At 66.4% G+C, this 19,240-nt stretch carries 21 protein-coding genes and 1 tRNA gene; 1 reads left to right on the top strand and 21 read right to left on the bottom strand.

Annotated features, from left to right (window positions below; all coding sequences use genetic code 11):
- Positions 1 to 8: 8 nt before the first annotated feature.
- The 6 genes from QNI11_RS08985 to QNI11_RS08960 are packed head-to-tail and all read right to left on the bottom strand — an operon-like array spanning position 9 to position 7,046.
- Positions 9 to 725, bottom strand: coding sequence for an alanyl-tRNA editing protein (locus tag QNI11_RS08985; RefSeq protein WP_283983155.1), 717 nt, complete (start codon positions 723 to 725; stop codon positions 9 to 11).
- Positions 726 to 3,182 carry a DUF3772 domain-containing protein gene (locus tag QNI11_RS08980; RefSeq protein WP_283983154.1) on the bottom strand — a complete coding sequence of 819 codons (2,457 nt, stop codon included), beginning with the start codon at positions 3,180 to 3,182 and terminating at the stop codon, positions 726 to 728.
- Positions 3,179 to 4,207, bottom strand: coding sequence for a cysteine synthase A (locus tag QNI11_RS08975; protein WP_283983153.1), 1,029 nt, complete (start codon positions 4,205 to 4,207; stop codon positions 3,179 to 3,181). The genes QNI11_RS08980 and QNI11_RS08975 overlap by 4 nt, the downstream gene beginning before the upstream one ends.
- Positions 4,208 to 4,267: 60 nt before the next feature.
- Complete coding sequence (locus tag QNI11_RS08970) at positions 4,268 to 5,389, bottom strand: NUDIX domain-containing protein (protein WP_283983152.1); 1,122 nt, start codon at positions 5,387 to 5,389, stop codon at positions 4,268 to 4,270.
- 4 nt (positions 5,390 to 5,393) lie between these two features.
- Positions 5,394 to 5,834: a TrgA family protein gene (locus QNI11_RS08965; RefSeq protein WP_283983151.1), complete on the bottom strand. Its 441-nt coding sequence runs from the start codon at positions 5,832 to 5,834 to the stop codon at positions 5,394 to 5,396.
- A gap of 3 nt (positions 5,835 to 5,837) precedes the next feature.
- The gene (locus tag QNI11_RS08960) at positions 5,838 to 7,046 is read right to left on the bottom strand and encodes a cyclopropane-fatty-acyl-phospholipid synthase family protein (RefSeq protein ID WP_100926861.1); all 1,209 of its coding nucleotides are present in this window, start codon (positions 7,044 to 7,046) and stop codon (positions 5,838 to 5,840) included.
- A gap of 145 nt (positions 7,047 to 7,191) precedes the next feature.
- On the opposite strand from QNI11_RS08960, the gene QNI11_RS08955 reads away from it, so the two are divergent.
- Entirely contained in the window at positions 7,192 to 7,608 is a 417-nt protein-coding gene (locus QNI11_RS08955; RefSeq protein ID WP_157814877.1) for a hypothetical protein, read from the top strand.
- A gap of 117 nt (positions 7,609 to 7,725) precedes the next feature.
- Here QNI11_RS08955 and QNI11_RS08950 read toward each other — a convergent pair whose 3' ends face one another.
- The 15 genes from QNI11_RS08950 to sufB all read right to left on the bottom strand — a co-directional run bounded on the left by QNI11_RS08950 (position 7,726) and on the right by sufB (position 19,229).
- Positions 7,726 to 9,144: a deoxyribodipyrimidine photo-lyase gene (locus QNI11_RS08950; protein WP_283983150.1), complete on the bottom strand. Its 1,419-nt coding sequence runs from the start codon at positions 9,142 to 9,144 to the stop codon at positions 7,726 to 7,728.
- Between the two features lie 67 nt (positions 9,145 to 9,211).
- Positions 9,212 to 9,625: a hypothetical protein gene (locus tag QNI11_RS08945; protein ID WP_283983149.1), complete on the bottom strand. Its 414-nt coding sequence runs from the start codon at positions 9,623 to 9,625 to the stop codon at positions 9,212 to 9,214.
- Positions 9,618 to 10,613, bottom strand: a complete 996-nt coding sequence (acuI, locus tag QNI11_RS08940; protein ID WP_283983148.1) for an acryloyl-CoA reductase — start codon at positions 10,611 to 10,613, stop codon at positions 9,618 to 9,620. The genes QNI11_RS08945 and acuI overlap by 8 nt, the downstream gene beginning before the upstream one ends.
- A gap of 58 nt (positions 10,614 to 10,671) precedes the next feature.
- Positions 10,672 to 11,190, bottom strand: coding sequence for a DinB family protein (locus tag QNI11_RS08935; RefSeq protein WP_100926866.1), 519 nt, complete (start codon positions 11,188 to 11,190; stop codon positions 10,672 to 10,674).
- Positions 11,191 to 11,585: 395 nt separating this feature from the next.
- Positions 11,586 to 11,662 (bottom strand) — tRNA-Arg (locus tag QNI11_RS08930).
- 69 nt (positions 11,663 to 11,731) lie between these two features.
- Entirely contained in the window at positions 11,732 to 12,952 is a 1,221-nt protein-coding gene (locus tag QNI11_RS08925) for a cysteine desulfurase (RefSeq protein WP_283983147.1), read from the bottom strand.
- The gene (locus QNI11_RS08920) at positions 12,945 to 13,535 is read right to left on the bottom strand and encodes a YIP1 family protein (RefSeq protein WP_283983146.1); all 591 of its coding nucleotides are present in this window, start codon (positions 13,533 to 13,535) and stop codon (positions 12,945 to 12,947) included. Before QNI11_RS08920 ends, QNI11_RS08925 begins: the two co-directional genes overlap by 8 nt.
- On the bottom strand, positions 13,532 to 14,062 hold the full coding sequence (locus QNI11_RS08915; RefSeq protein WP_283983145.1) for a YIP1 family protein: 531 nt from the start codon (positions 14,060 to 14,062) through the stop codon (positions 13,532 to 13,534). Before QNI11_RS08915 ends, QNI11_RS08920 begins: the two co-directional genes overlap by 4 nt.
- 3 nt (positions 14,063 to 14,065) lie before the next feature.
- Positions 14,066 to 15,343, bottom strand: coding sequence for a SufD family Fe-S cluster assembly protein (locus QNI11_RS08910; protein ID WP_283983144.1), 1,278 nt, complete (start codon positions 15,341 to 15,343; stop codon positions 14,066 to 14,068).
- Entirely contained in the window at positions 15,343 to 16,098 is a 756-nt protein-coding gene (gene sufC / locus QNI11_RS08905; RefSeq protein WP_100926871.1) for a Fe-S cluster assembly ATPase SufC, read from the bottom strand. The genes QNI11_RS08910 and sufC overlap by 1 nt, the downstream gene beginning before the upstream one ends.
- Positions 16,099 to 16,244: 146 nt before the next feature.
- Entirely contained in the window at positions 16,245 to 16,847 is a 603-nt protein-coding gene (locus QNI11_RS08900) for a hypothetical protein (protein ID WP_283983143.1), read from the bottom strand.
- 71 nt (positions 16,848 to 16,918) lie between these two features.
- Positions 16,919 to 17,230 carry a heavy metal-binding domain-containing protein gene (locus QNI11_RS08895; protein ID WP_100926873.1) on the bottom strand — a complete coding sequence of 104 codons (312 nt, stop codon included), beginning with the start codon at positions 17,228 to 17,230 and terminating at the stop codon, positions 16,919 to 16,921.
- A complete protein-coding gene (locus QNI11_RS08890; protein WP_283983142.1) occupies positions 17,227 to 17,430 on the bottom strand; it encodes a hypothetical protein in 204 nt (67 codons plus the stop codon). Before QNI11_RS08890 ends, QNI11_RS08895 begins: the two co-directional genes overlap by 4 nt.
- Positions 17,430 to 17,630 carry a hypothetical protein gene (locus tag QNI11_RS08885; RefSeq protein ID WP_100926875.1) on the bottom strand — a complete coding sequence of 67 codons (201 nt, stop codon included), beginning with the start codon at positions 17,628 to 17,630 and terminating at the stop codon, positions 17,430 to 17,432. The genes QNI11_RS08890 and QNI11_RS08885 overlap by 1 nt, the downstream gene beginning before the upstream one ends.
- A gap of 66 nt (positions 17,631 to 17,696) precedes the next feature.
- Positions 17,697 to 19,229 (bottom strand): Fe-S cluster assembly protein SufB, encoded by a 1,533-nt coding sequence (sufB, locus tag QNI11_RS08880; RefSeq protein WP_100926876.1) that lies wholly within the window; start codon positions 19,227 to 19,229, stop codon positions 17,697 to 17,699.
- Between the last annotated feature and the right edge of the window lie 11 nt (positions 19,230 to 19,240).

Raw genomic sequence — 19,240 nt, 5'->3', positions numbered from 1 at the left:
CCCTGCGGTCAGGCGAGGGTGATGTTCACCCGGCGGTTCTGCTTGCCCTTGTTCTCGATCTTGCCGAGTCTCACGGCGCCGATCTCTCCGGTGCGGGCGACGTGTGTGCCGCCGCAGGGCTGGAGGTCGACCTGTTCGGTGCCTGTGCCGATGCGGACGAGACGGATGCGCCCTGCCCCGCGCGGCGGCTGGACGGACATGGTCTTCACCAGTTCCGGGCGCGCGTCGAGCTCATCCTCGGAAATCCAGCCGTCCGTCACCTCAAGGTCGCGGTCGACGAGGTGGACCAGCGCCTGTTCGATCCCGTCGCGGTCGGAGGGCGGTTCCGGCATGAGGAAGTCGAGCCGCCCGGTCCCTGCGCCGATCTGCCCGCCGGTGACGGGCAGCGGAATGACCACGCTCAGCAGGTGCAGCGCGGTGTGCACGCGCATGTACTTGTGGCGCAACTCCCAGTCGAGGATCTGCACCACATGGGCGCCGAGCGGCGGCAGAGGCGCGGGTTCGGCCGGGACGAGGATGCTGCTGTCGCCCTCCCCCTTGACGGTCGTGGCGATGGCAAGCGAGCGCCCGTCCCATTCGAGCCAGCCGCTGTCGCCCGGCTGGCCGCCGCCCTTCGGGTAGAAGAGCGCCGGTTCGACGACGAAACCGCCCTCGGGCGTATGGGCGACCACGACACCGGGCGCATCGCGCCGGTAGGTGTCCTCGCGGTACAAGAAGTCCGTCATCTACCTGTCTCCTTCTCCGGTGTCGCCCGAGGCTTCGCCGTCGTTGCCCGGCGGCTCTGCCCCGGCGGCGGTGCCCGGCCCGCCCTTCTGTTCCGGGATTGAGGGGGCCTGTTGCGGCGGGTCCTCGGGCTTCTGCCTGCCGACGCCGGTCAGGACCTCCGGGTTGCGCAGCCAGATGTCGCGCTGCGCGAACGGCACCTCGATCCCGGCTTCCTTGAAGGCCTCCATGATCTGGTGGCGCATGTCGGTGCCCACCACCAGCACCTGCCCCACGTCGCGCAGGATCACCCGGATCTCGAAGTCGAGCGAGTCGGCGCCGAAGCCCGCGAAGTTGATGAACGGTTCGGGGTTCATCAGCACCATGTCGTGACGGCGCGCGATGTCGAGCAGGATCTTCTCGACCTTGCGGGTGTCGGTGCCGTAGGCCACGCCGACCGACACGATGAGCCGCCCGAGCGAGTTGCCCCGCGTGTAGTTCGACACGGTGCCCGAGATCAGGTCGGCGTTGGGCACGATCAGGTCGAACTTGTCGAAGGTCTCGATCCGGGTGGAGCGGACGGAGATGTCCTTGACGATGCCGTGGGTGCCGTTGACCTCGATCCAGTCGCCCTCGGAAATCGGGCGTTCGACCAGCAGGATGATGCCCGAGACGAAGTTGGACACGATGGTCTGCAGGCCGAAACCGATCCCGACGGAGAGCGCACCGGCGACGATGGCGAGCGACGAGAGGTCGAGCCCGCCGGCGGTGATCGCGACGACACCGGCGAGGAAGATGCCGATGTAGCCCACGCCGGAGGTAATCGCCGTCTGCCCGCCCTTGTCGATCTTGGTCTTCGGCAGGACGGAGGACTTGAGCGCCCCCTGCAGGAGCCGCGTGAGCATGAAGCCCGCGACGAAGACGATGATGACCATGAGGAAGTCGGTGGGCGATATCCGCGTCTCGCCGAAGACGAAACCTTCGCGGAAGCGGGTCCAGATCTCCGACAGGTCGGCGCTGCGCGCGCCCCAGATCAGGGCGAGGAACGGCAGCGCGGCGGCGCTCAGCAGGAAGCCCGCGAGGACCGGGATCAGGCCGTCGCCATCCGACTGGGGCGTTCCGTTGATCAGCTCCGACAGGTCGAAGATGAACCGCTGCAGGAGGAGGACGATGAACACCAGCGCCAGCGTCGCGATGTAGGGGTAGACCATGACCTCGCCGAAGCGGAAGTAGCCGATGGCCGCCATGAAGGTGCCCACGACCGCCACCACCATGGCCATCCGGCCAAGCAGCCTCTGGAAACGCAGGCGGAAGGCGGTGCGGTCCTCGTTCTCCGCCATCTCGGCATTGCCGTCGAGGCTTATGATGCGCCCCAGCCGGAACAGCGCCAGGCTGGCGATCACCAGCACCGGGAACTTCACCACGGCCGCGGATTCGGCGGAGTAGCTGTCGAGATCGCCGAGCGCCACGACCATCTCGGCGAAGACGTAAACGAAGGCCAGCGCGTTGGCGAGGCGGCGGGCCTCCCAGCGGGGGTTGTCTTTCAGCGGGATCGTCGCGCGGTCGCTGTCCTCGTGGAAGGTCTGGTCTGCCAGCCAGCGCGTGCCCAGCATGAGCGCCGCCCAGTACTGCAGCTCGCCCAGGAGGAATTCCCAGCGCGTGCCCGAAAAGCCTGTGGCCTCGATGGCCTCGACGATGGCGTAGATGCCGAGGTACGGCAGCAGGATCTGGCCGAGGGAGATCAGGAACCGGAAGACACCGGTGCCGCGCCGGGCCTTGCCGCGGACCTGCTCGACCCCCATCAGCGCCCAGCGTTTGCCCCGCGCGATGAGCATCACGCCGACCACCATCAGCAGGAGCACGAGCGGCAGGTTGCGCCGCGCCTCCGCCTGGTAGGAGGGCGAGGTGACGTTGTCCTTGATCTCCTGCCAAGCGCCCTGCCACGAATCCAGCAGATCGGTGGCTGCCTTTGCCCAGTTGGCCGGATTGAGCGGGCTCGGCCCGAGTGCCAGCACCTCGCGCGCCTGTCGGTCGCGGATGATGCCGTCGATCTGCGCGATGATGCCGTCGGCGCGGGTATAGGCCTCTTCGGCCTGCAGCACCGGGGCGCGCAGCTCGGCCAGTTGGTCGTTCAGCGCCTCGCGCCGCGCGGCGATGTCATCGGGCTCGCTCTCCCCTTCCTCGGGCGCCGGTCCCAGCGAGTCGATCTGGGCGCGCACCGTGGCGATGCGCGCCTCGTTCGTGCTTTGAGCGGCAAGGAACTGCGAGCGCCAGTCGGCGATGCGCGCACGCATGGTCTCCAGCTCGGACACGGCCGCGGTGCCGAGGTCGAGCTTCACCTCGTCGGCACGCGCCCGCAAATCCCATTCCGTGTAGTCCGGCTGCGCCACGTCCTGCGCGGACACCTCGCCCGCGATCACGGCAAGACAAAGCAGCCCTGCGATCAGGACCCGAGATAATGCCCGCGTGAGATGTTTCATGCGTCTTCGAACACGCCCGGGATGCTGGCCGGTGCCCGGTTCATCCACGGCGGGACCGGCAGGCCCTTGTCCTTGAGGAAGTCGACGTTGAACAGCTTCGACTGGTAACGGTTGCCGTAGTCGCAGAGCACGGTGACGATGGTGTGACCCGGCCCCATTTCTTTGGCGAGGCGGACAGCGCCCGCGACGTTCACGCCGGAGGACCCGCCAAGGCAGAGCCCCTCGTCCTGCAGCAGGTCGAAGACCACCGGCAGCGCCTCGTCATCGGGCACGCGCCAGCAGAAGTCGGGAGTGAAGCCTTCGAGGTTGGCGGTGATCCGCCCCTGTCCGATGCCCTCGGTGATCGAGTTCCCGGGGTTTTCCTCGCCGGTGTAGATCTTGTAGAGGCCCGCGCCCTCCGGATCGGCAAGACCGATCTTCACGCCCTTGGGTTGCAGCGCCATGCCGACACCGGCCAGCGTGCCGCCGGAACCCACCGCGCAGACGAAACCGTCCACCTTGCCGCCGGTCTGTTCCCAGATCTCCGGGCCGGTGGTCTCGATGTGCGCCAGCCGGTTGGCGACGTTGTCGAACTGGTTGGCCCAGATCGCGCCCTTCGCCTCGGTCTTGGCGAGTTCTTCGGCCAGACGGCCGGAGTAGCGGACGTAGTTGTTGGGGTTGGAATAGGGGGCGGCGGGCACCAGGACCAGCTCTGCCCCGGCCAGCCGCAGCATGTCCTTCTTTTCCTGGCTCTGCGTCTCGGGCATGACGATGACCGTCTTGAACCCCATGGAGGCGCCCACCAGGGCAAGGCCGATACCAGTGTTGCCCGCGGTGCCCTCGACGATGGTGCCGCCGGGTGCCAGCAGGCCCTTCTCCACCGCGTCCTTGATGATGTAGAGCGCGGCCCGGTCCTTCACGGACTGGCCCGGGTTCATGAATTCCGCCTTCCCGAGGATTTCGCACCCGGTCATTTCGGAGGCTTTCCTGAGCTTGATCAGCGGCGTGTTCCCAACGGCCTGGGAGAGATCGGCGGCGATGTGCATCAGGTGTCCTTTCGGCTCGCGTGGTCTGGCCCCATGGTTTAGGCGCGCCCCTCCGGGAACTCAAGCATCCGCGCGCAATTCCGGGCGCCTTGCCATCAGCGCAAAGAGCAGCATCTGGAGCGGGACGGCATTGATCTCGCCGGTCTCGATCAGGCGCATGGCGTCGTCGAACCTGAGGACATGGTTGCGGATGTCCTCGTGTTCCTCGTCGAGCCCGCCCGAGAAGCGCGCCGCGCTCTCGGAGAGTTCACACAGGCCGATGAAATTGTGATAGAACTCCGTGCTGTATCCGGGCGAGGCGTAACCGCCGGACACGCGGATCAGACGGGTGAGGTCGAGCCGGGCCTCCTCGCGCGTTTCGCGCAGGGCGGCCTCTTCGGGGGTTTCGCCCGCGTCGACCATGCCGGCCACCACCTCCAGCACCCACGGGACCGGGTCGCCCCTGTGGATCGGGCCGAAGCGGAGCTGTTCGACCAGCAGGACGCAATCGGTCACCGGGTCGTAAGGCAGGACCAGAGACACGTCGTAGGCCACGAAGCATTCGCGCCGCAGCTCCTCGCTCATGCCGCCGTCGAAGGTGGGATAGCGCAGGTGGAATGGTTTCAGACGGAAGAACCCGTCGTAGCCGCCCTCTGCCGGTTTCATTTCGATGTCGGCCACGGTGCGCCAGGTTCGCAGCGTCTGCGGCGCGCCTTCCGCCGCGATCACCTGCGCCCATGCGCGGTTGCGGAAGAACGGCAGGAGCGCGCGCACCGATTCCCCCGACTGCTGGCCGTAACGCCCCATCGCCTCGGCGCCGGCGCGGCGGGACACCTCGCCCCAGCGGTCCTGCCATGCGTCGAGCGACCAGGCCTCGCCCTCCGGCCAGCGGCCCACAGGCGGCATGTAGACCAGCGCGTCCGCCGCGCCGTCGTCCGTGTCCACCGTCACTGACACCAGCGCGTAGTCGAAGGCGCCTTCGTAGAAATCTAGCCGGGCTATGTCGTCGTCGCTGAGGTCGCGCACGAGGATGCCGTCCGCGGTTGCGTTGTCGCGGGCGATGAGCAGCGGGAAGGACTGGCCCAGTGCCTCCACCACGGCGTGGTCCGGCAGTTGGGCAGGCTGGGCCGCTGCGGTGCGGCCAAGGACGATCTCCAGAAGCCGGGCATCGCGGAGGGTGCCGTAGAAGAAAAGATCGGTCATGAGGTCACTTCCAGCGCTGGCCGGCGATTTCCGCAACGATGCCGGCGAGAATGCCACCGACCAGCAGGATGGCGATCACCGTGGGGTCGAGCATCTTCTGCCCGTACTCAAGGCCGATCTCGAAGATCGCGCCGACGGCTTCGAACGGGCTGTCGTAGAAACGGCGGAAGGAGCGGTCCACCATCTCGTTCGTGGCCTGCACGACCAGCGCCCAGAACGTCAGCGCGATGACGCTGGTGAAGCCGTTGGAGATGCCCGAGGCGTAGCCCCGCCCGCTGCGCGATCCGAGAATGAACCAGCCGACCAGCAGGCCCAGCACCACATTCACCATGTTGAAGGACCCGAAGTCGGTGCCTTCGGGGAAAAGCGGTTTGACCGCCTCCGATGCAAACCACGCAACGGCCGCCAGGCAGATTGCGGCGACCAGTCTTGCGGCAGTGGGCATGGATCAGGCGGGCCTTTTGATCGTGATCTGGGTCACGTCACAGTTACCGCTGCGGAACGTGGCGGCGCAAGAGGCGAGATAGAAATTCCACATCCGCCGGAACCGGTCGTCGAAGCCGAGCGAGGCGACCTCGTCCCAGCGGTCGTTGAAGACGTCGTGCCAGCGACGCAGGGTCGTGCTGTAGCTTTCGCCGAATTCGATGGATTTCACCACCTGCAGCCCGGCGCGCTCCACCTCGCGGCGCAACACCTCGGGGCTGGGCAACATACCGCCCGGGAAGATGTACTTCTGGATGAAGTCGACACCCTTGCGGTAGACCTCCCACCGCTTGTGCTGGACGGTGATGACCTGGAGCGAGGCGTTGGCCCCGGGGCGCAGCCGCCCGCGCACGCTGTCGAAATAGACAGGCCAGTACTTCTCGCCCACCGCCTCGAACATCTCGATGGAGGCGATGCCGTCGTATACCCCCCGCTCGTCCCGGTAGTCCTGCAGCTTGATCTCCACCCGGTCGGCCAGACCGGCACGCTGCACCCGGGCCTGGGCGTAGTCGAGTTGCTCCTTCGACAGGGTCAGGCCGGTGATGCGCAGCCCGCGTTCCTTGGCGGCGTATTCCGCGAAACCGCCCCAGCCGCAGCCGATCTCGAGCACGTGGTCGCCCGGCTTGGCCTCCATCGCGTCGACGAGCGCCGCGTACTTCGCGATCTGGGCGCTCTCGAGGCTTTCCTGTCCGGTCTCGAACAGCGCCGAGGAATAGGTCATCGTCTCGTCGAGCCAGAGGCCGTAGAAGTCGTTCCCGAGATCGTAGTGATGCGCGATGTTCTTGCGCGCCTGCCGTTTCGAATTCCGGACCATCCAGAAGCGGAACTTCTCCCACGCGCGGACCATGCCCTGCCCCGGGAAGCCGTCGAAGAGCGAGTCCTCGTTGGCATGCACGAGGTCGAGGAAGGCCATGAGATCCGGCGTCGACCAGCCTTCGTCCAGGTAGGCCTCGCAGAAGCCGAGGTCGCCCTCGCGGATCAGCCGGGCGAAGATGTCGGGATCGTTGAGCTGGACCTCCGCCACCGGCCCCGGTTCCGCGCCCTCCGCCCGGAACCTCCGGCCGTCCGGCAGGATCATGTCCAGCCGCCCGCGTTCCATTCCCTGCGCCATGTCGAAGACGTGGCTGAAGTATCGGGGCAGTCCAGTCTGGTTCGCAAGTGAGGTCAGGGCCATGTGCAGCTTTCGATTTTCATTTATTTCGAAGGAGTTTATGGTGGAGAAACAACCCGGCAAGGCTTCGGGCTTGGGATTTCGCGGAAAGTGATGTTTTCTGGGTACCAGGATGCCCGATTGAATTGAAAACAGGAGATACAGGGGCGTGAGACGAAAGATTCTGATGGCGTGTTTGCTGGCCGCGGGGCTCGCATCATGCGGGCAGGTGCGGCAGGTGGTCCAGCCTGGAGCCCAGCCGTCACCGCGGACCGACGGCCCGATCACCCTTTCGGGCTCCACCACGTTGTCGAGTCCGGCCCCCGGGCAGCCGACCGCCACGCCGGCCACCCAGAACTGGCGCCGCGACCTGCCGCGCAACATCGCCTATTTCAACATGGGCAGCGACGCGGTGTCGATCTACAGCGAGGCCGAGCGCACCACCGCCACGGGCACGCTGCTGCCCGGCGAGGGCGGATACATCCAGACCTGCGACGACGCGAAGCCGGTGTGCAAGATGAACTTCGGCAACGGGCGCACCGGGTGGGTCGCCATGGGGTCCATGGCCGGGGTGTCGAACGGCTGACGCGGTTTGCGGACCCTGCGGGTCCGCCAGCGGGAAGGGCTCTGCCCTCCCCGAACCCCTCCCGAGGTATTTCCGCCAAGATGAAGGGGGCGGTCAGCGCGTTCGGGCACAGGGCCTTCAGAAGTCGCGGTTCTGGTACGCCTCGAGTGCGGCTTCGCGGCCTTCCTTCGGCCCGACGATCGCATCCGGATAGGCGTCGCCGGGCGTCATCGGCCAGCTTTCGGGGATGGCGTCGAAATAGCTGAACGCGGTGTCCGAGGGCGTCCTGCGGCCTTCGGCGATCCAGCGGTTCACGTAGGCGCAGTCGGGATCGAACTTCTCGCGCTGGGTGACAGGGTTGAAGACGCGGAAATACGGCGTAGCATCCGGACCCGAACCCGCCGACCATTGCCAGCCCATGGCGTTCGAGGCCGGGTCCCAGTCGATCAGGCAGTCCTCGAACCAGGCCATGCCGATCTTCCAGTGGCACATCAGGTGCTTGGTGAGGTAGCTCGCCACGATCATGCGGGCGCGGTTGTGCATCCGTCCGGTGACGTAGAGCTCACGCATGGCGGCGTCGACGAAGGGGATGCCGGTGCGCCCCTGCTTCCAGGCCTTGACCTCGCGCAGGCGTTCGTCGGTCTTCCACGGGAAGGCGTCCCATTCCTCGCGCCAGTTGCCGGTCAGCAGGCGCGGCGTGTGCCACATCAGGTGATAGGCGAATTCGCGCCAGACCAGCTCCTTGAGGAAGGTCTGGGCGCCGGACTTGCCGTCCTCCATCGCGCGGCGGCCGGCGTGCCAGCATTGGGCCGGGCTGATCTCGCCCAGCGAAAGGTTCTCGCTGAGGCAGGATGTGCCGTCCTTCGAGACCTCGTCGCGGGTCGTGCCGTAGTCGGCCACCTTGTCGCGCATGAAGACCCCGAGCCGGGTCTGCGCGGCCTGTTCGCCAAGCCGGACGTAGGGGCGCACCACATCGGCGCCGCGGCGCATGCCCTGGCCCAGGTTCCAGTCGGCGAGGGTTTCGCTGTCGGGCCAGGTGGCGGGCGCCTTCAGGTCGGAGGGTGAGGAAAGGGGCGCGGGCACGTCGCGGTCGCACACGGCTTTCCAGAAGGGTGTGTAGACCTTGTAGAAGCCGCCCTGCCCCGTCTCGACCGTCCAGGGTTCGAACATCAGGTGGCCCGTGAAGCTTTGCGCGTCGATGCCCTTGTCCTTCAGCACCTCCTTCACGCGGGTGTCGCGCTCCACACTGTCGGGATCGTAGGCGCGGTTCCAGTAGATGGCCCGGGCGCCGGTTTCCTCGACCAGTTCCGACAGCACTTCGGGCGCGGGACCGGACCGAAGGATCAGCCGGCTGCCCTTGTCCTTCAGTGCATCGGCGAAGGCCCCGAGCCCAAGGCCGAGCCGCCATTGCGGGGCGGTGCCGAGGCCCTCCACCAGCGCGTCGCGTATGAACACCGCGATCACGGGACCGCGTTTCGCGGCTTCGGTCAGCGCGGCATGGTCGGAGAGGCGCAGGTCCCGGCGGAACCAGACGAGGGTCGGCGGCGTGTCGGTCATCGGTCATCTTTCCTTGCTTTGCCCGGACGTAGCCCGTCCGGCCGCAAGGCAAGGGCCGTGGCGGCCGTCAGAGCCGCCCGGTGACCCACATGACGATCAGCACGATGGACTGCACCGCGATGACGAGGCCGACGATCATCGCGACCCAGCGCCAGCCGCCCGCCTGTCGGGCCTTCGGCGCCACGGCGAAGACGGCGCGGGTGACGGCGAGGGTCCAGCCGAGCTGGAGCAGATAGAACGCCAGTACCAGCAGCCACGGGAGGCTCCAGCGCACGAGGCCATCGCCCTCTGCTGCCATGGCGGGCACCATCACGAGGATCCAGAGCGGCATGGCGATCAGCTGGACGCCGACGTAGCCGCCCCAGAAGGTCTCTCCGAGCGACAGCCGGCCGCGTGCAAGGTCCGCGAACCACGCGGGGCGGAAGATCCCCGCGCGGTCCCTGCGGATTTCGGCAATCTCCGCCTCTGACGGATCAGGCATTCACGTCCACCACGACCCGGCCCTTCACCTGCCCCTTGAGGATGTCGCGGCCAAGCTGCGGCAGGTCCGACAGACCGGCGGGTTGGATCATCTCTTCGAGCTTTGCCATGGGCAGGTCGGCGGCGATACGGTCCCACGCGCGGACACGGTTGGCGTAGGGCTGCATGACGCTGTCGATCCCCAAAAGGTTGACGCCGCGCAGGATGAACGGCGTGATGAGCGCGCCGTCGATGGCGGCGCCGCCGGCGAGGCCGATGGCGGCGACCGAGGAGCCGTACTTCATCTGCTTCAGCACGCGGCCCAGCATGACACCCGCGACGGCATCGACGCAGCCCGACCAGCGCTCGCTTTCCAGCGGCTTCTTGGTCACCTCGGTCAGTTCTTCGCGCGGCACGATTTCCGTGGCGCCAAGGCCGCGCAGGTAGGATTCCTGTTCCGGGCGCCCGGTGACGGCCGCAACCTCATGCCCGAGGTTGGCCAGGATCGCCGTCGCCACGGAGCCCACGCCGCCCGCAGCCCCCGTCACCAGGACGGGGCCATGGCCGGGTTCAAGCCCGTGATCTTCCAGCGCCATGACTGCCAGCATCGCGGTCAGGCCCGCCGTGCCCACGGCCATCGCCGCGCGCGTGTCCAGCCCGTCGGGCAGCGGCACCAGCCAGTCTGCCTTGACCCGCGCCTTCTGGCTGTAGCCGCCCCAATGCGCCTCTCCGACGCGCCAGCCGGTCAGCACGACCTTGTCGCCGGGCTTGTAGCGGTCGTCGGAGCTCTCCTCCACGACACCGGCGAAGTCGATGCCCGGGACATGCGGCCACTTGCGCACCAGCCCGCCGCCGGAGCCGAGGCACAGCCCGTCCTTGTAGTTCACGGTCGAATAGTCGACGGCGACGGTCACCTCGCCGTCCGGCAGATCGCCCCGCGACAGCTCCTTCACCGACGCGGAGGTCTTGCCGCTCTCTTCGTCCTTCTCCACCACGAGTGCCTTGAACATGTCGCTCTCCTTCATGACGCTACGCCGTTTGTCCCTGAGCCGCAGCCGGAGCGCAACCCTAGAGCCAGGGACCCTCCTGTGGCATGAAGACTAGATCGCTTGTCGGGGCCTTCTGCCCGGCAGCCGTCAGCATCGCGTGGATCTGGCCCCGGTGATGGGTCTGGTGGTTGAACATATGCGCGACGCAGAGCGAGACGGGCTTCACCATGTCGGCCCCGACGGCGCCGGAGTACCAGCGCAGGTCCCCCGCCAGGTCGATGGCCCGCAGGCGCTCCGCCCAGAGAAGCATGTCGCCGTCCAGCCGGAAGCGCGCGATTTCCCAGTCTTCCCGGGATTTCGTCATGGCGGTGCTTTCGCTGATGCCGCCTTCGGGCCGGGGGAGGTTCGCCAGCCGCGACATCCAGATCATGTCGCCCCAGAGCAGATGATTCGCGGTGGCGAGGATCGATCCGAAGAAGCCGCCCCTGTCCTGCTCCAGTTCCGCCTTGTCCATCTTCTCGAAACAGGCCTTCAACTGCTTGTTCTGCCACGCATTGTAGCGCGCCATCGTCAGGCAGTACTGGGTCGAGATCATCATGTCGTGCGCCCTCTCTCGGTACGGCAGATCACGGGACGCTGCACGGACACGCGCGGTGGCCTGCCATAGCGCAAAGTCGCTCCGCTTTGCTCCACGGGGTCGCCTGTCCCGGTCGCCCGGCGGTCATTCCCCCTGCATGATGGCAAAACCGTCCGGCCCGCACCAGAGCGGTCAGGCGTCGCACGTACGAGATGCGGGCACAGGCTGAGGAAGTTGCGCAGGAGGTCGGCAGTCGGCCGGAAATCGGCGGTATGTGGGGGTGAAGGTTCGCCCCGGCCCGCTGTCGGGGAAGCCTCAAGACGGTAGCAAACCGCAGCCTCCGGACATCGCATATTGCATGGCATTGGCTCATGGACCGAAAACAGCCGCGTCGTCACGATGTCACGAGATGAGGATGGCGCACCTGAGAGGATTCGAACCTCTGGCCTCTGCCTTCGGAGGGCAGCGCTCTATCCAGCTGAGCTACAGGTGCCTGAGGGGCCGTATAGCCCCTGCCCCGGACCGCTGCAACACCTGATCTGCGGCCCGGATCGCGGTTTTCTCAGCCGAACAGATCGTGCGCCAGTTCGAGCGCATCGACCAGCGCGTCGACCTCTGCCTCGGTGTTGTAGAGGCCGAAAGAGGCGCGGCAGGTCGCCGTCACGCCGAGGTGGTCCATGAGCGGCCCGGCGCAGTGATGCCCGGCGCGCACCGCCACGCCTTTCTTGTCGAGAATGGTCGAGATGTCGTGCGCGTGCGCCGCACCTTCCATCGTGAACGAAATGATCGCAGCCTTGTCAGGCGTCGTGCCCTGCACGTTCAGCCAGTTCAGTCCGCCCAGCCGGGTCATGGCGTAGGCCCGCAGGCTCGCCTCGTGGGCGGCGATGTTGTCCATCCCCAGCCCCATCATGTAGTCCAGCGCCACGCCCAGGCCGATCTGCTGGACGATGCCGGGGGTGCCCGCCTCGAACTTCATCGGAGGGTCGTTGTAGGTGACCGCGTCCTTCGACACTTCCTTGATCATGTCGCCGCCGCCCATGAAGGGGCGCATCTCCGCCATGCGGTCGGAGCGGATCCAGATGGCGCCGGAGGCGGACGGACCATAGAGTTTGTGGCCGGTGATGGCGTAGAAATCGCAGCCCATCTCCTTGACGTTGACGGGCATATGCACCGCCCCCTGGGAGCCGTCCACCAGAACGGGCACGCCCTTGGCGCGCGCGCCGTCGCAGATCGCCTTCACGTCGACCACGGTGCCCAGCACGTTCGAGACCTGCGTGACCGCCACAAGCTTCGTCTTGGGTCCGATGGCGTCGATCACCTTCTGCGGGTCGAGGGCGCCGGTGGCATCCACGTCCACCCATTTCAACACCACGCCCTGACGTTCGCGCAGGAAGTGCCAGGGCACGATGTTGGCGTGATGCTCCATGACCGACAGGACGATCTCGTCGCCCGGCTCCATCCGCGGCATCGCCCAGCCGTAGGCCACGAGGTTGATGCCCATGGTGGTGCCGGTGGTATAGACGATCTCCTCCGGGTCCTTCGCGCCGAGGAACCTCGCGATGATCCCGCGCACGCCCTCGTATTTCTCGGTGGCGAGGTTCGACAGGAAATGCAGGCCGCGGTGGACGTTGGCATATTCCTCGGCGTAGCCTTTCGTCACCGCGTCGATCACCACCTGCGGCTTCTGGGCGGAAGCGCCGTTGTCGAGGTAGACCAGCGGTTTGCCATTCACTTCGCGTGAGAGGATGGGGAAGTCCGCGCGGACCGCGTTCACATCATACATTTCCCATGATCCCTTCCGGGGAGACCCCTGCAAAGACAAGTAGAAGCGACAAGGTGAACCCAAGCGCCAAAAGGCCCAGCAACACGATGGCCAGCGCCCGGCCCAGACCGGGCAGCCCGTGCGCCTCGGCCACGAAGTTCACCAGGATCCAGATGCCGACGCCCGATGACACGAGCACGACGAGGCCGACCATCGCCTCGGACGCCGGGATGAGCGCGATGGTGAACACCTGCACCAGCACGTTGAGGATCTGCAGCCAGATCATCAGGAGCGCGACGTCGGCCAGTCGCCCGCTGCCGCCCAGCACCCTGCCCATGATCGTGAAGGCAAGGATCGTGCCGCCCAGCGTCACCGTCTCGGCCGCGAGGAACCCGGTGGGCGAGGCAAGGAAGAACGGCACGTTCTCCGACGCCGGCGCCATCAGCAGCGTCACCCCGAAGACCAGCGTGTTCAGAACGATGGTCAGCGCAAAGGCCGTCAGGATCGCTTCCCGGTTCATGTTGATCGACATGAGCAGGCGCGCGACCTCGCGCGGGGCCGTGATGCTCTCGACGGCCAGATTGAAGAACCCTTTGGGGGTCATGCGGTCACTCCTGCCTCGCGGTGCGCCTCCCGCACCCCGGTGCCCACGAACCACAAAACCACCCCGAACCACAAGGCACCCACGATGGTCAATCCGATACCCGGGCCGACAAATCCGGCGACAAGGCCGTTCAGCAGCGCCAGGGGCGTTGCCGCCAGGAGCGACCAGAACAGGATCAGCCGCCCGTCGAAGGCAGCCACGCGTTTGCCCGCCACCCGCGAGAGCAGCGAAAGCATCAGCGCCAGCACGTAGAAGATGAGCGGCAGGAAGATCACGGCCCCCAGAAGGGCCCCGCCGATCTCCGGCTGCACGGCCTGCTGGAAGGCGCCCCCTTCGGTGTTGAAGCGGGCCGGGTCGGTTTCCCAGACGCGGCGGGCAATGGCGGGCCACTGCGCCACGAACATGATGACGCAGGCCCCCATCAGGTAAGCCAGCGCACGCGGTTCGCTTTGCGCGCGCGACAGGAGCCGCCGCCACACCGGCGCCGGCCCCCGATACATCGCGACGATATCGGTCGAGACCGCCAAGTCTCAGGCCCTGCGCCGCAGCAGCCAGGCCTCGACCCGCTCGACAAGTTCCTCGCGCAGGGACTCGTCCTCGATCTCTTGCATCGCCTCGGCGATGAAGGCGATGGTCATCATGTCCTCGGCATTGCCGCGCGGCACGCCGCGGGCACGCAGGTAGAAGAGCGAATCCTCGTCGATCCCGCCAGAGGTGGACCCGTGCGAACAGGCCACGTCGTCGGCGTAGATCTCCAGCTCCGGCTTGGCGAGGAACTGGCTGTCCTCGTCCAGAAGCAGCGACTGGCTGATCTGGTAGCCGTCGGTCTTCTGCGCGTCCGGCTTCACGAGGATCTTGCCCTGGAAGACACCGATCGCGCCGTTGCGCAGCACCTTCTTGAAGACCTGACGGCTTTCGCAGTTCACCGCGTCATGGGTGATGAAAACAGTGTCGTCGTGGTGGAATGCTCCGTCGCCCATGCAGGCGCCGGCGACATGCGCCACGGCGTCGTCGCCGGTGAACTCGATCACGCACTCGTTGCGGGTCAGCACGCCGTTCACCGTAAGCGTGAAGCTCTTGAACGTGCTTTCGACGGCGAGGCGCGCGAAGACATGCGTGACGGCGCGCCGGTCATGGTCGCGGCCCTGCGCACGCACGTGGTGCAGCGCGCCCTTGTCGGCGATCTCCGCCTCCATCACGTGGTTGAACCGTGCCGCGGCGGGCCCGTTCTCGAGGATGGTCAGGTCGGCGCCGGGATCGACCTTCACAACGTGGTGCAGGATCGCGTCGGAGGTCTCGCCTTCGTGGACGTAGTTGATGTGGATCGGCTTTGCGGCCTTGCCGGTGACGTGGATCAGCAGGCCGTCCGTGGCAAACGCCGTGTTCAGCACCGCGAAGGGGCGCTGCACCGGGGTCTGGCCGCGGGTTTCGAGAACGCCGTAGACGTCCTTTGCCCAGTGGATGTCGCGCACCTCGGCGAGGCGTTCGATGCTCACCCCCTCCATCGCCAGATCGTCGGAGGCCTCGGCGTCGAAGACCCCGTCGACAAAGACGATCTGCAGGCGGTCGCGTTCCCCGAACAGCGGCGCTTCATGCGCGTGCAGCGCCGGTGCCGCCGGAGCATCGACCGCGTTCAGCGTGTCCGGCCGGGTGTACTTCCAGTATTCGTCGCGCGCACCCGGCAGGCCCATGGTCTGCAGACGGTTGAGCGCGTCCTTGCGCGCCGCGTCCGACCAGCCGCCTTCTGGCAGGGTCAGCGACGCGAGGCGCGCTTCAGTCGTGTCCTGTTTTGCCTGGGGAAGTGCCATTACGCCTCCTCCGCCAGGATGTCCGCGTAACCGTTGTGCTCCACTTCCAGCGCCAGTTCGGGGCCGCCGGTCTTCACGATGCGACCGTTCGCCATGATGTGCACGACATCGGGGGCGATATGGTCCAGCAGGCGCTGGTAGTGGGTGATGACGAGGAAACCGCGGCCCGCGTCGCGCAGCGCGTTCACGCCATCTGCCACCAGCTTCATCGCGTCCACGTCCAGCCCGGAGTCGGTCTCGTCGAGGATGCACATCTTCGGCTCGAGCATGGCCATCTGCAGGATCTCGTTGCGCTTCTTCTCGCCGCCGGAGAAACCGACGTTGACCGGGCGCTTCAGCATCTCGGCGTCGATCTTGAGGCTCTTGGCCTTCTCGCGGATCACCTTCAGGAACTCGGCGGAGGACATCTCTTCCTGTCCGCGCGCCTTGCGCTGCGCGTTCACCGCGGTGCGCAGGAAGGTCATGTTGCCGACGCCGGGGATCTCGACGGGGTACTGGAACGCGAGGAAGAGACCGGCGGCGGCGCGGTCCTCGACTTCCATCTCAAGCAGGTCCTCGCCTTCGAGCGTGGCGGTGCCCTCGGTGATCTCGTAACCGTCGCGGCCCGAGAGGACGTAGGACAGGGTCGACTTGCCGGAGCCGTTCGGCCCCATGATCGCGTGCACCTTGCCGGCCTCGACGGTCAGGTCGACACCCTTGAGGATCTGCTTGTCCTCTTCCTCGAGCTTCACGTGCAGGTTCCTGATTTCCAACATCTCTGTCATCCTCTCGTTTTGTGTGCCCCGCCGCCGTGTGGCCGCTGGAGGGCTGGTTCATGTGCCCGGCGGCCTGGCGACTGCTGGAGGGCGGGTTCTGGTGCCCTGTCGCCTTGCGGCGGCTTCTGGGCGGGTTCGTCTGCCGGTCAGGGGTTCTGCATCAGCCTGATGATCCACATCAGGCGTTCCGGCGGGATGGGTCGGGGGGTCACATGGAAATGCGCCATGCGCCCGGTGATCTGTGGCGGGCCGAGGATCTCCTCGACCTTGTGGTAGTGTCTGCGCTGTACATAGTCGTCGAAGTACAGGTCCAAAGGGGCCCCGGACAGGAAGGCGCAGGCCAGCGCGCAGCCCTGCCGGAACCGGCCGTCGACCAGCACCACCTGCGGCTGGCGGAACTCCGGCAAGGACCAGACCTCCAGCGGGTAGCGCGCGAAGCGCTGCCATTCGGTGTGATCGACCGGATGGCCCCACTCCTTCGTCGCGCCGATGTCAGACCAGATGACATCCACCGTGCTGCCCTCGGCGGGCGCGTTGCCGGCGAACCAGACGCGCATCATCTGCGCCCAGTCCTTGTCCGACTCGACGGTGAAGACCGTCTTGCCCGGCATCTCGGCGGCCATCACGGTCGACCCGCCGGCCCCGTATTCGAGGATCACGGACGCGCGCCCGTAGGCCTCGCGCAGCAGCGCGGCCTCCGCCTCCGGCAGGGTCAGCTCGGGCCGGATGATGCGGGCCGGGGCGCTCATGAACGCCCCTCCGATCGCAGTCCGGCCGTGCAGGCCGCCGTGATATGAAGTCCGGGCCGCATCACGTTCCGTCAGCCGAGCACCACCGCGGTGCCGGACGCGGAGACCATCAGCATGTTGTTGATGACCTCGTAATCCAGATCGACGCCGACAACCGCGTTGGCGCCAAGCGCCGCCGCGCGCGCCTCCAGCTCGTTCAGCGCCGTCTCGCGCGCCTCGCCCAGCGATGCCTCATAGGCACCGGAGCGACCGCCGATGATGTCGGTGATCCCGGCAAAGATGTCACGGAAGACGTTTGCGCCGAGGATGGCCTCGCCCACGACGATGCCCTTGTATTCGGCGATCAGGTGGCCTTCGACGGAGGGGGTAGTGGTGACAATCATGACGCGTCTCCAAGGGGTTGCACAGGGTAGTTCATGTTGACGGTAAAGCGGCGCGCGACGCAGCGGTCCTGAAAGGCGTCGGTGCTGGCTTTGGCGACCATGACAGGCAGCGGCTGGTGGACACGGGCGCCGGTCCTATCCAGCCCGCTCACCATCGCCTCACCCGCACGTTCCAGATCAAGGTCCACCACGCCCGTCATCAGGTCATACCCACGACAAGCCGCAGCACCGCCGCCAAGGTCCACGCACCCATGCCGGCGACAAGCGCCGTGTAGACAACGCTGTCGTTCAGCAGCCGCACCTTCTTGCCGGAACGCCGCATGATGAACATCATGATCAGCACACCGAGGAACGTGCCCACGCCCACTCCGGCGGACTGGTGGATCGCCATGGCCAACATCAACTCTGTCCTTTCGGGCCGGCGGGATGCGACGCGGACACGTGGCCGCGCCCCACCCCACTCACGTCAGCCAACCGAGCCTTCGAGCGAGATCGCCACAAGCTGCTGCGCTTCCATGGCGAATTCCATCGGCAGGGCCTGCAGGACCTCGCGGCAGAAGCCGTTGACCACGAGCGCGACGGCCTCCTCCTCGTCCATGCCGCGCTGGCGGCAGTAGAAGAGCTGGTCGTCGTCGACCTTCGATGTGGTCGCCTCGTGTTCGCACCGGGACGAGTTGTTCTTCACCTCGATGTAGGGAACCGTGTGCGCCCCGCACTTGTCACCGATCAGCAGAGAGTCGCACTGGGTGTAGTTGCGCGAGTTCTTTGCCTTCGGGTGCATCGACACGAGCCCGCGATAGGTGTTCTGGGCCACGCCCGCCGAGATGCCCTTCGACACGATGCGAGATTTCGTATCGCGGCCAAGGTGGATCATCTTGGTGCCGGTGTCGGCCTGCTGGTGGTTGTTCGCGATGGCGATGGAGTAGAACTCGCCCTGCGATTCATTTCCCCGCAGGATGCAGGACGGGTACTTCCACGTCACGGCAGAGCCGGTCTCGACCTGCGTCCACATCACCTTCGCCCGGTCGCCACGGCAATCCGCGCGCTTCGTGACGAAGTTGTAGATGCCGCCCTTGCCGTTCTCGTCGCCCGGGTACCAGTTCTGCACGGTGGAATATTTCACCTCCGCGTCTTCCTCCACGATGATTTCGACAACCGCCGCGTGAAGCTGCGCGGTGTCGCGCTGGGGCGCGGTGCAGCCTTCGAGGTAGGACACGAAGGAGCCCTTGTCGGCGATGATCAGCGTCCGTTCGAACTGGCCGGTGTTTTCGGCGTTGATGCGGAAGTAGGTCGACAGCTCCATCGGGCAGCGCACACCCGGCGGCACGTAGACAAAGGAGCCGTCCGAAAAGACCGCCGAGTTCAGCGTGGCGTAGAAGTTGTCAGAGACCGGCACGACCGATCCGAGGTACTTCTTCACCAGTTCGGGATGCTCGCGGATTGCCTCGGAGATCGAGCAGAAGATGACGCCAGCCGCCTTCAACTCCTTCTGGAAAGTCGTGCCCACCGACACGGAGTCGAACACGGCGTCCACCGCCACGCGGCGCTCGCCTTCCTTGGCTTCCGCGGGCGTGTCCGGGGCGCCCTCGACACCGGCGAGGATCATCTGCTCCTTCAGCGGGATGCCCAGCTTGGCGTAGGTTTCAAGGAGCTTCGGGTCGACATCGTCCAGCGACTTCGGCTTCTCCGCCATGCTTTTGGGGCGGGCGTAGTAATACTGTTCCTGGAAGTCGATCTTCGGATAGTCGACCATCGCCCAGGTCGGTTCGGTCTTCTGAAGCCAGCGTTCATAGGCCTGCAGACGCCATTCGGTCATCCACTCCGGTTCTTCGTTCTTCTCGGAGATCAGGCGCACGATGTCCGGGGTCAGCCCCTTCGGCGCGTATTCCATCTCGATGTCGGTGTTCCAACCGTGCTTGTAGGTCGACACCTCGCGGACGGCGTCCACTGTCTGCTGGTCGACACCTTCCTTGACGGCTACATCTTCGGTCATGGACATGCGTCTATCCT

The organism is Sagittula sp. MA-2 (assembly GCF_030126985.1).
Classification (GTDB): Bacteria; Pseudomonadota; Alphaproteobacteria; order Rhodobacterales; family Rhodobacteraceae; genus Sagittula.
Note: the sequence above shows the minus strand (reverse complement) of the source record. Positions and strands in the feature narration are given on the sequence as shown.

Bases quoted from the DNA above. Each gene is read 5' to 3' on its own strand.
- QNI11_RS08970 (WP_283983152.1), bottom strand. From the start codon at position 5,389: ATGACCGATCTTTTCTTCTACGGCACCCTCCGCGATGCCCGGCTTCTG.
- QNI11_RS08950 (WP_283983150.1), bottom strand. From the start codon at position 9,144: ATGACCGACACGCCGCCGACCCTCGTCTGGTTCCGCCGGGACCTGCGC.
- QNI11_RS08925 (WP_283983147.1), bottom strand. From the start codon at position 12,952: ATGTATGATGTGAACGCGGTCCGCGCGGACTTCCCCATCCTCTCACGC.
- QNI11_RS08980 (WP_283983154.1), bottom strand. From the start codon at position 3,182: ATGAAACATCTCACGCGGGCATTATCTCGGGTCCTGATCGCAGGGCTG.
- QNI11_RS08920 (WP_283983146.1), bottom strand. From the start codon at position 13,535: ATGACCCCCAAAGGGTTCTTCAATCTGGCCGTCGAGAGCATCACGGCC.
- QNI11_RS08975 (WP_283983153.1), bottom strand. From the start codon at position 4,207: ATGCACATCGCCGCCGATCTCTCCCAGGCCGTTGGGAACACGCCGCTG.
- QNI11_RS08935 (WP_100926866.1), bottom strand. From the start codon at position 11,190: ATGATGATCTCGACCCAGTACTGCCTGACGATGGCGCGCTACAATGCG.
- QNI11_RS08965 (WP_283983151.1), bottom strand. From the start codon at position 5,834: ATGCCCACTGCCGCAAGACTGGTCGCCGCAATCTGCCTGGCGGCCGTT.
- sufB (WP_100926876.1), bottom strand. From the start codon at position 19,229: ATGTCCATGACCGAAGATGTAGCCGTCAAGGAAGGTGTCGACCAGCAG.
- QNI11_RS08960 (WP_100926861.1), bottom strand. From the start codon at position 7,046: ATGGCCCTGACCTCACTTGCGAACCAGACTGGACTGCCCCGATACTTC.
- QNI11_RS08885 (WP_100926875.1), bottom strand. From the start codon at position 17,630: ATGTTGGCCATGGCGATCCACCAGTCCGCCGGAGTGGGCGTGGGCACG.
- acuI (WP_283983148.1), bottom strand. From the start codon at position 10,613: ATGTTCAAGGCACTCGTGGTGGAGAAGGACGAAGAGAGCGGCAAGACC.
- QNI11_RS08895 (WP_100926873.1), bottom strand. From the start codon at position 17,230: ATGATTGTCACCACTACCCCCTCCGTCGAAGGCCACCTGATCGCCGAA.
- QNI11_RS08910 (WP_283983144.1), bottom strand. From the start codon at position 15,343: ATGGCACTTCCCCAGGCAAAACAGGACACGACTGAAGCGCGCCTCGCG.
- QNI11_RS08900 (WP_283983143.1), bottom strand. From the start codon at position 16,847: ATGAGCGCCCCGGCCCGCATCATCCGGCCCGAGCTGACCCTGCCGGAG.
- QNI11_RS08945 (WP_283983149.1), bottom strand. From the start codon at position 9,625: ATGCCTGATCCGTCAGAGGCGGAGATTGCCGAAATCCGCAGGGACCGC.
- QNI11_RS08890 (WP_283983142.1), bottom strand. From the start codon at position 17,430: ATGACGGGCGTGGTGGACCTTGATCTGGAACGTGCGGGTGAGGCGATG.
- sufC (WP_100926871.1), bottom strand. From the start codon at position 16,098: ATGTTGGAAATCAGGAACCTGCACGTGAAGCTCGAGGAAGAGGACAAG.
- QNI11_RS08985 (WP_283983155.1), bottom strand. From the start codon at position 725: ATGACGGACTTCTTGTACCGCGAGGACACCTACCGGCGCGATGCGCCC.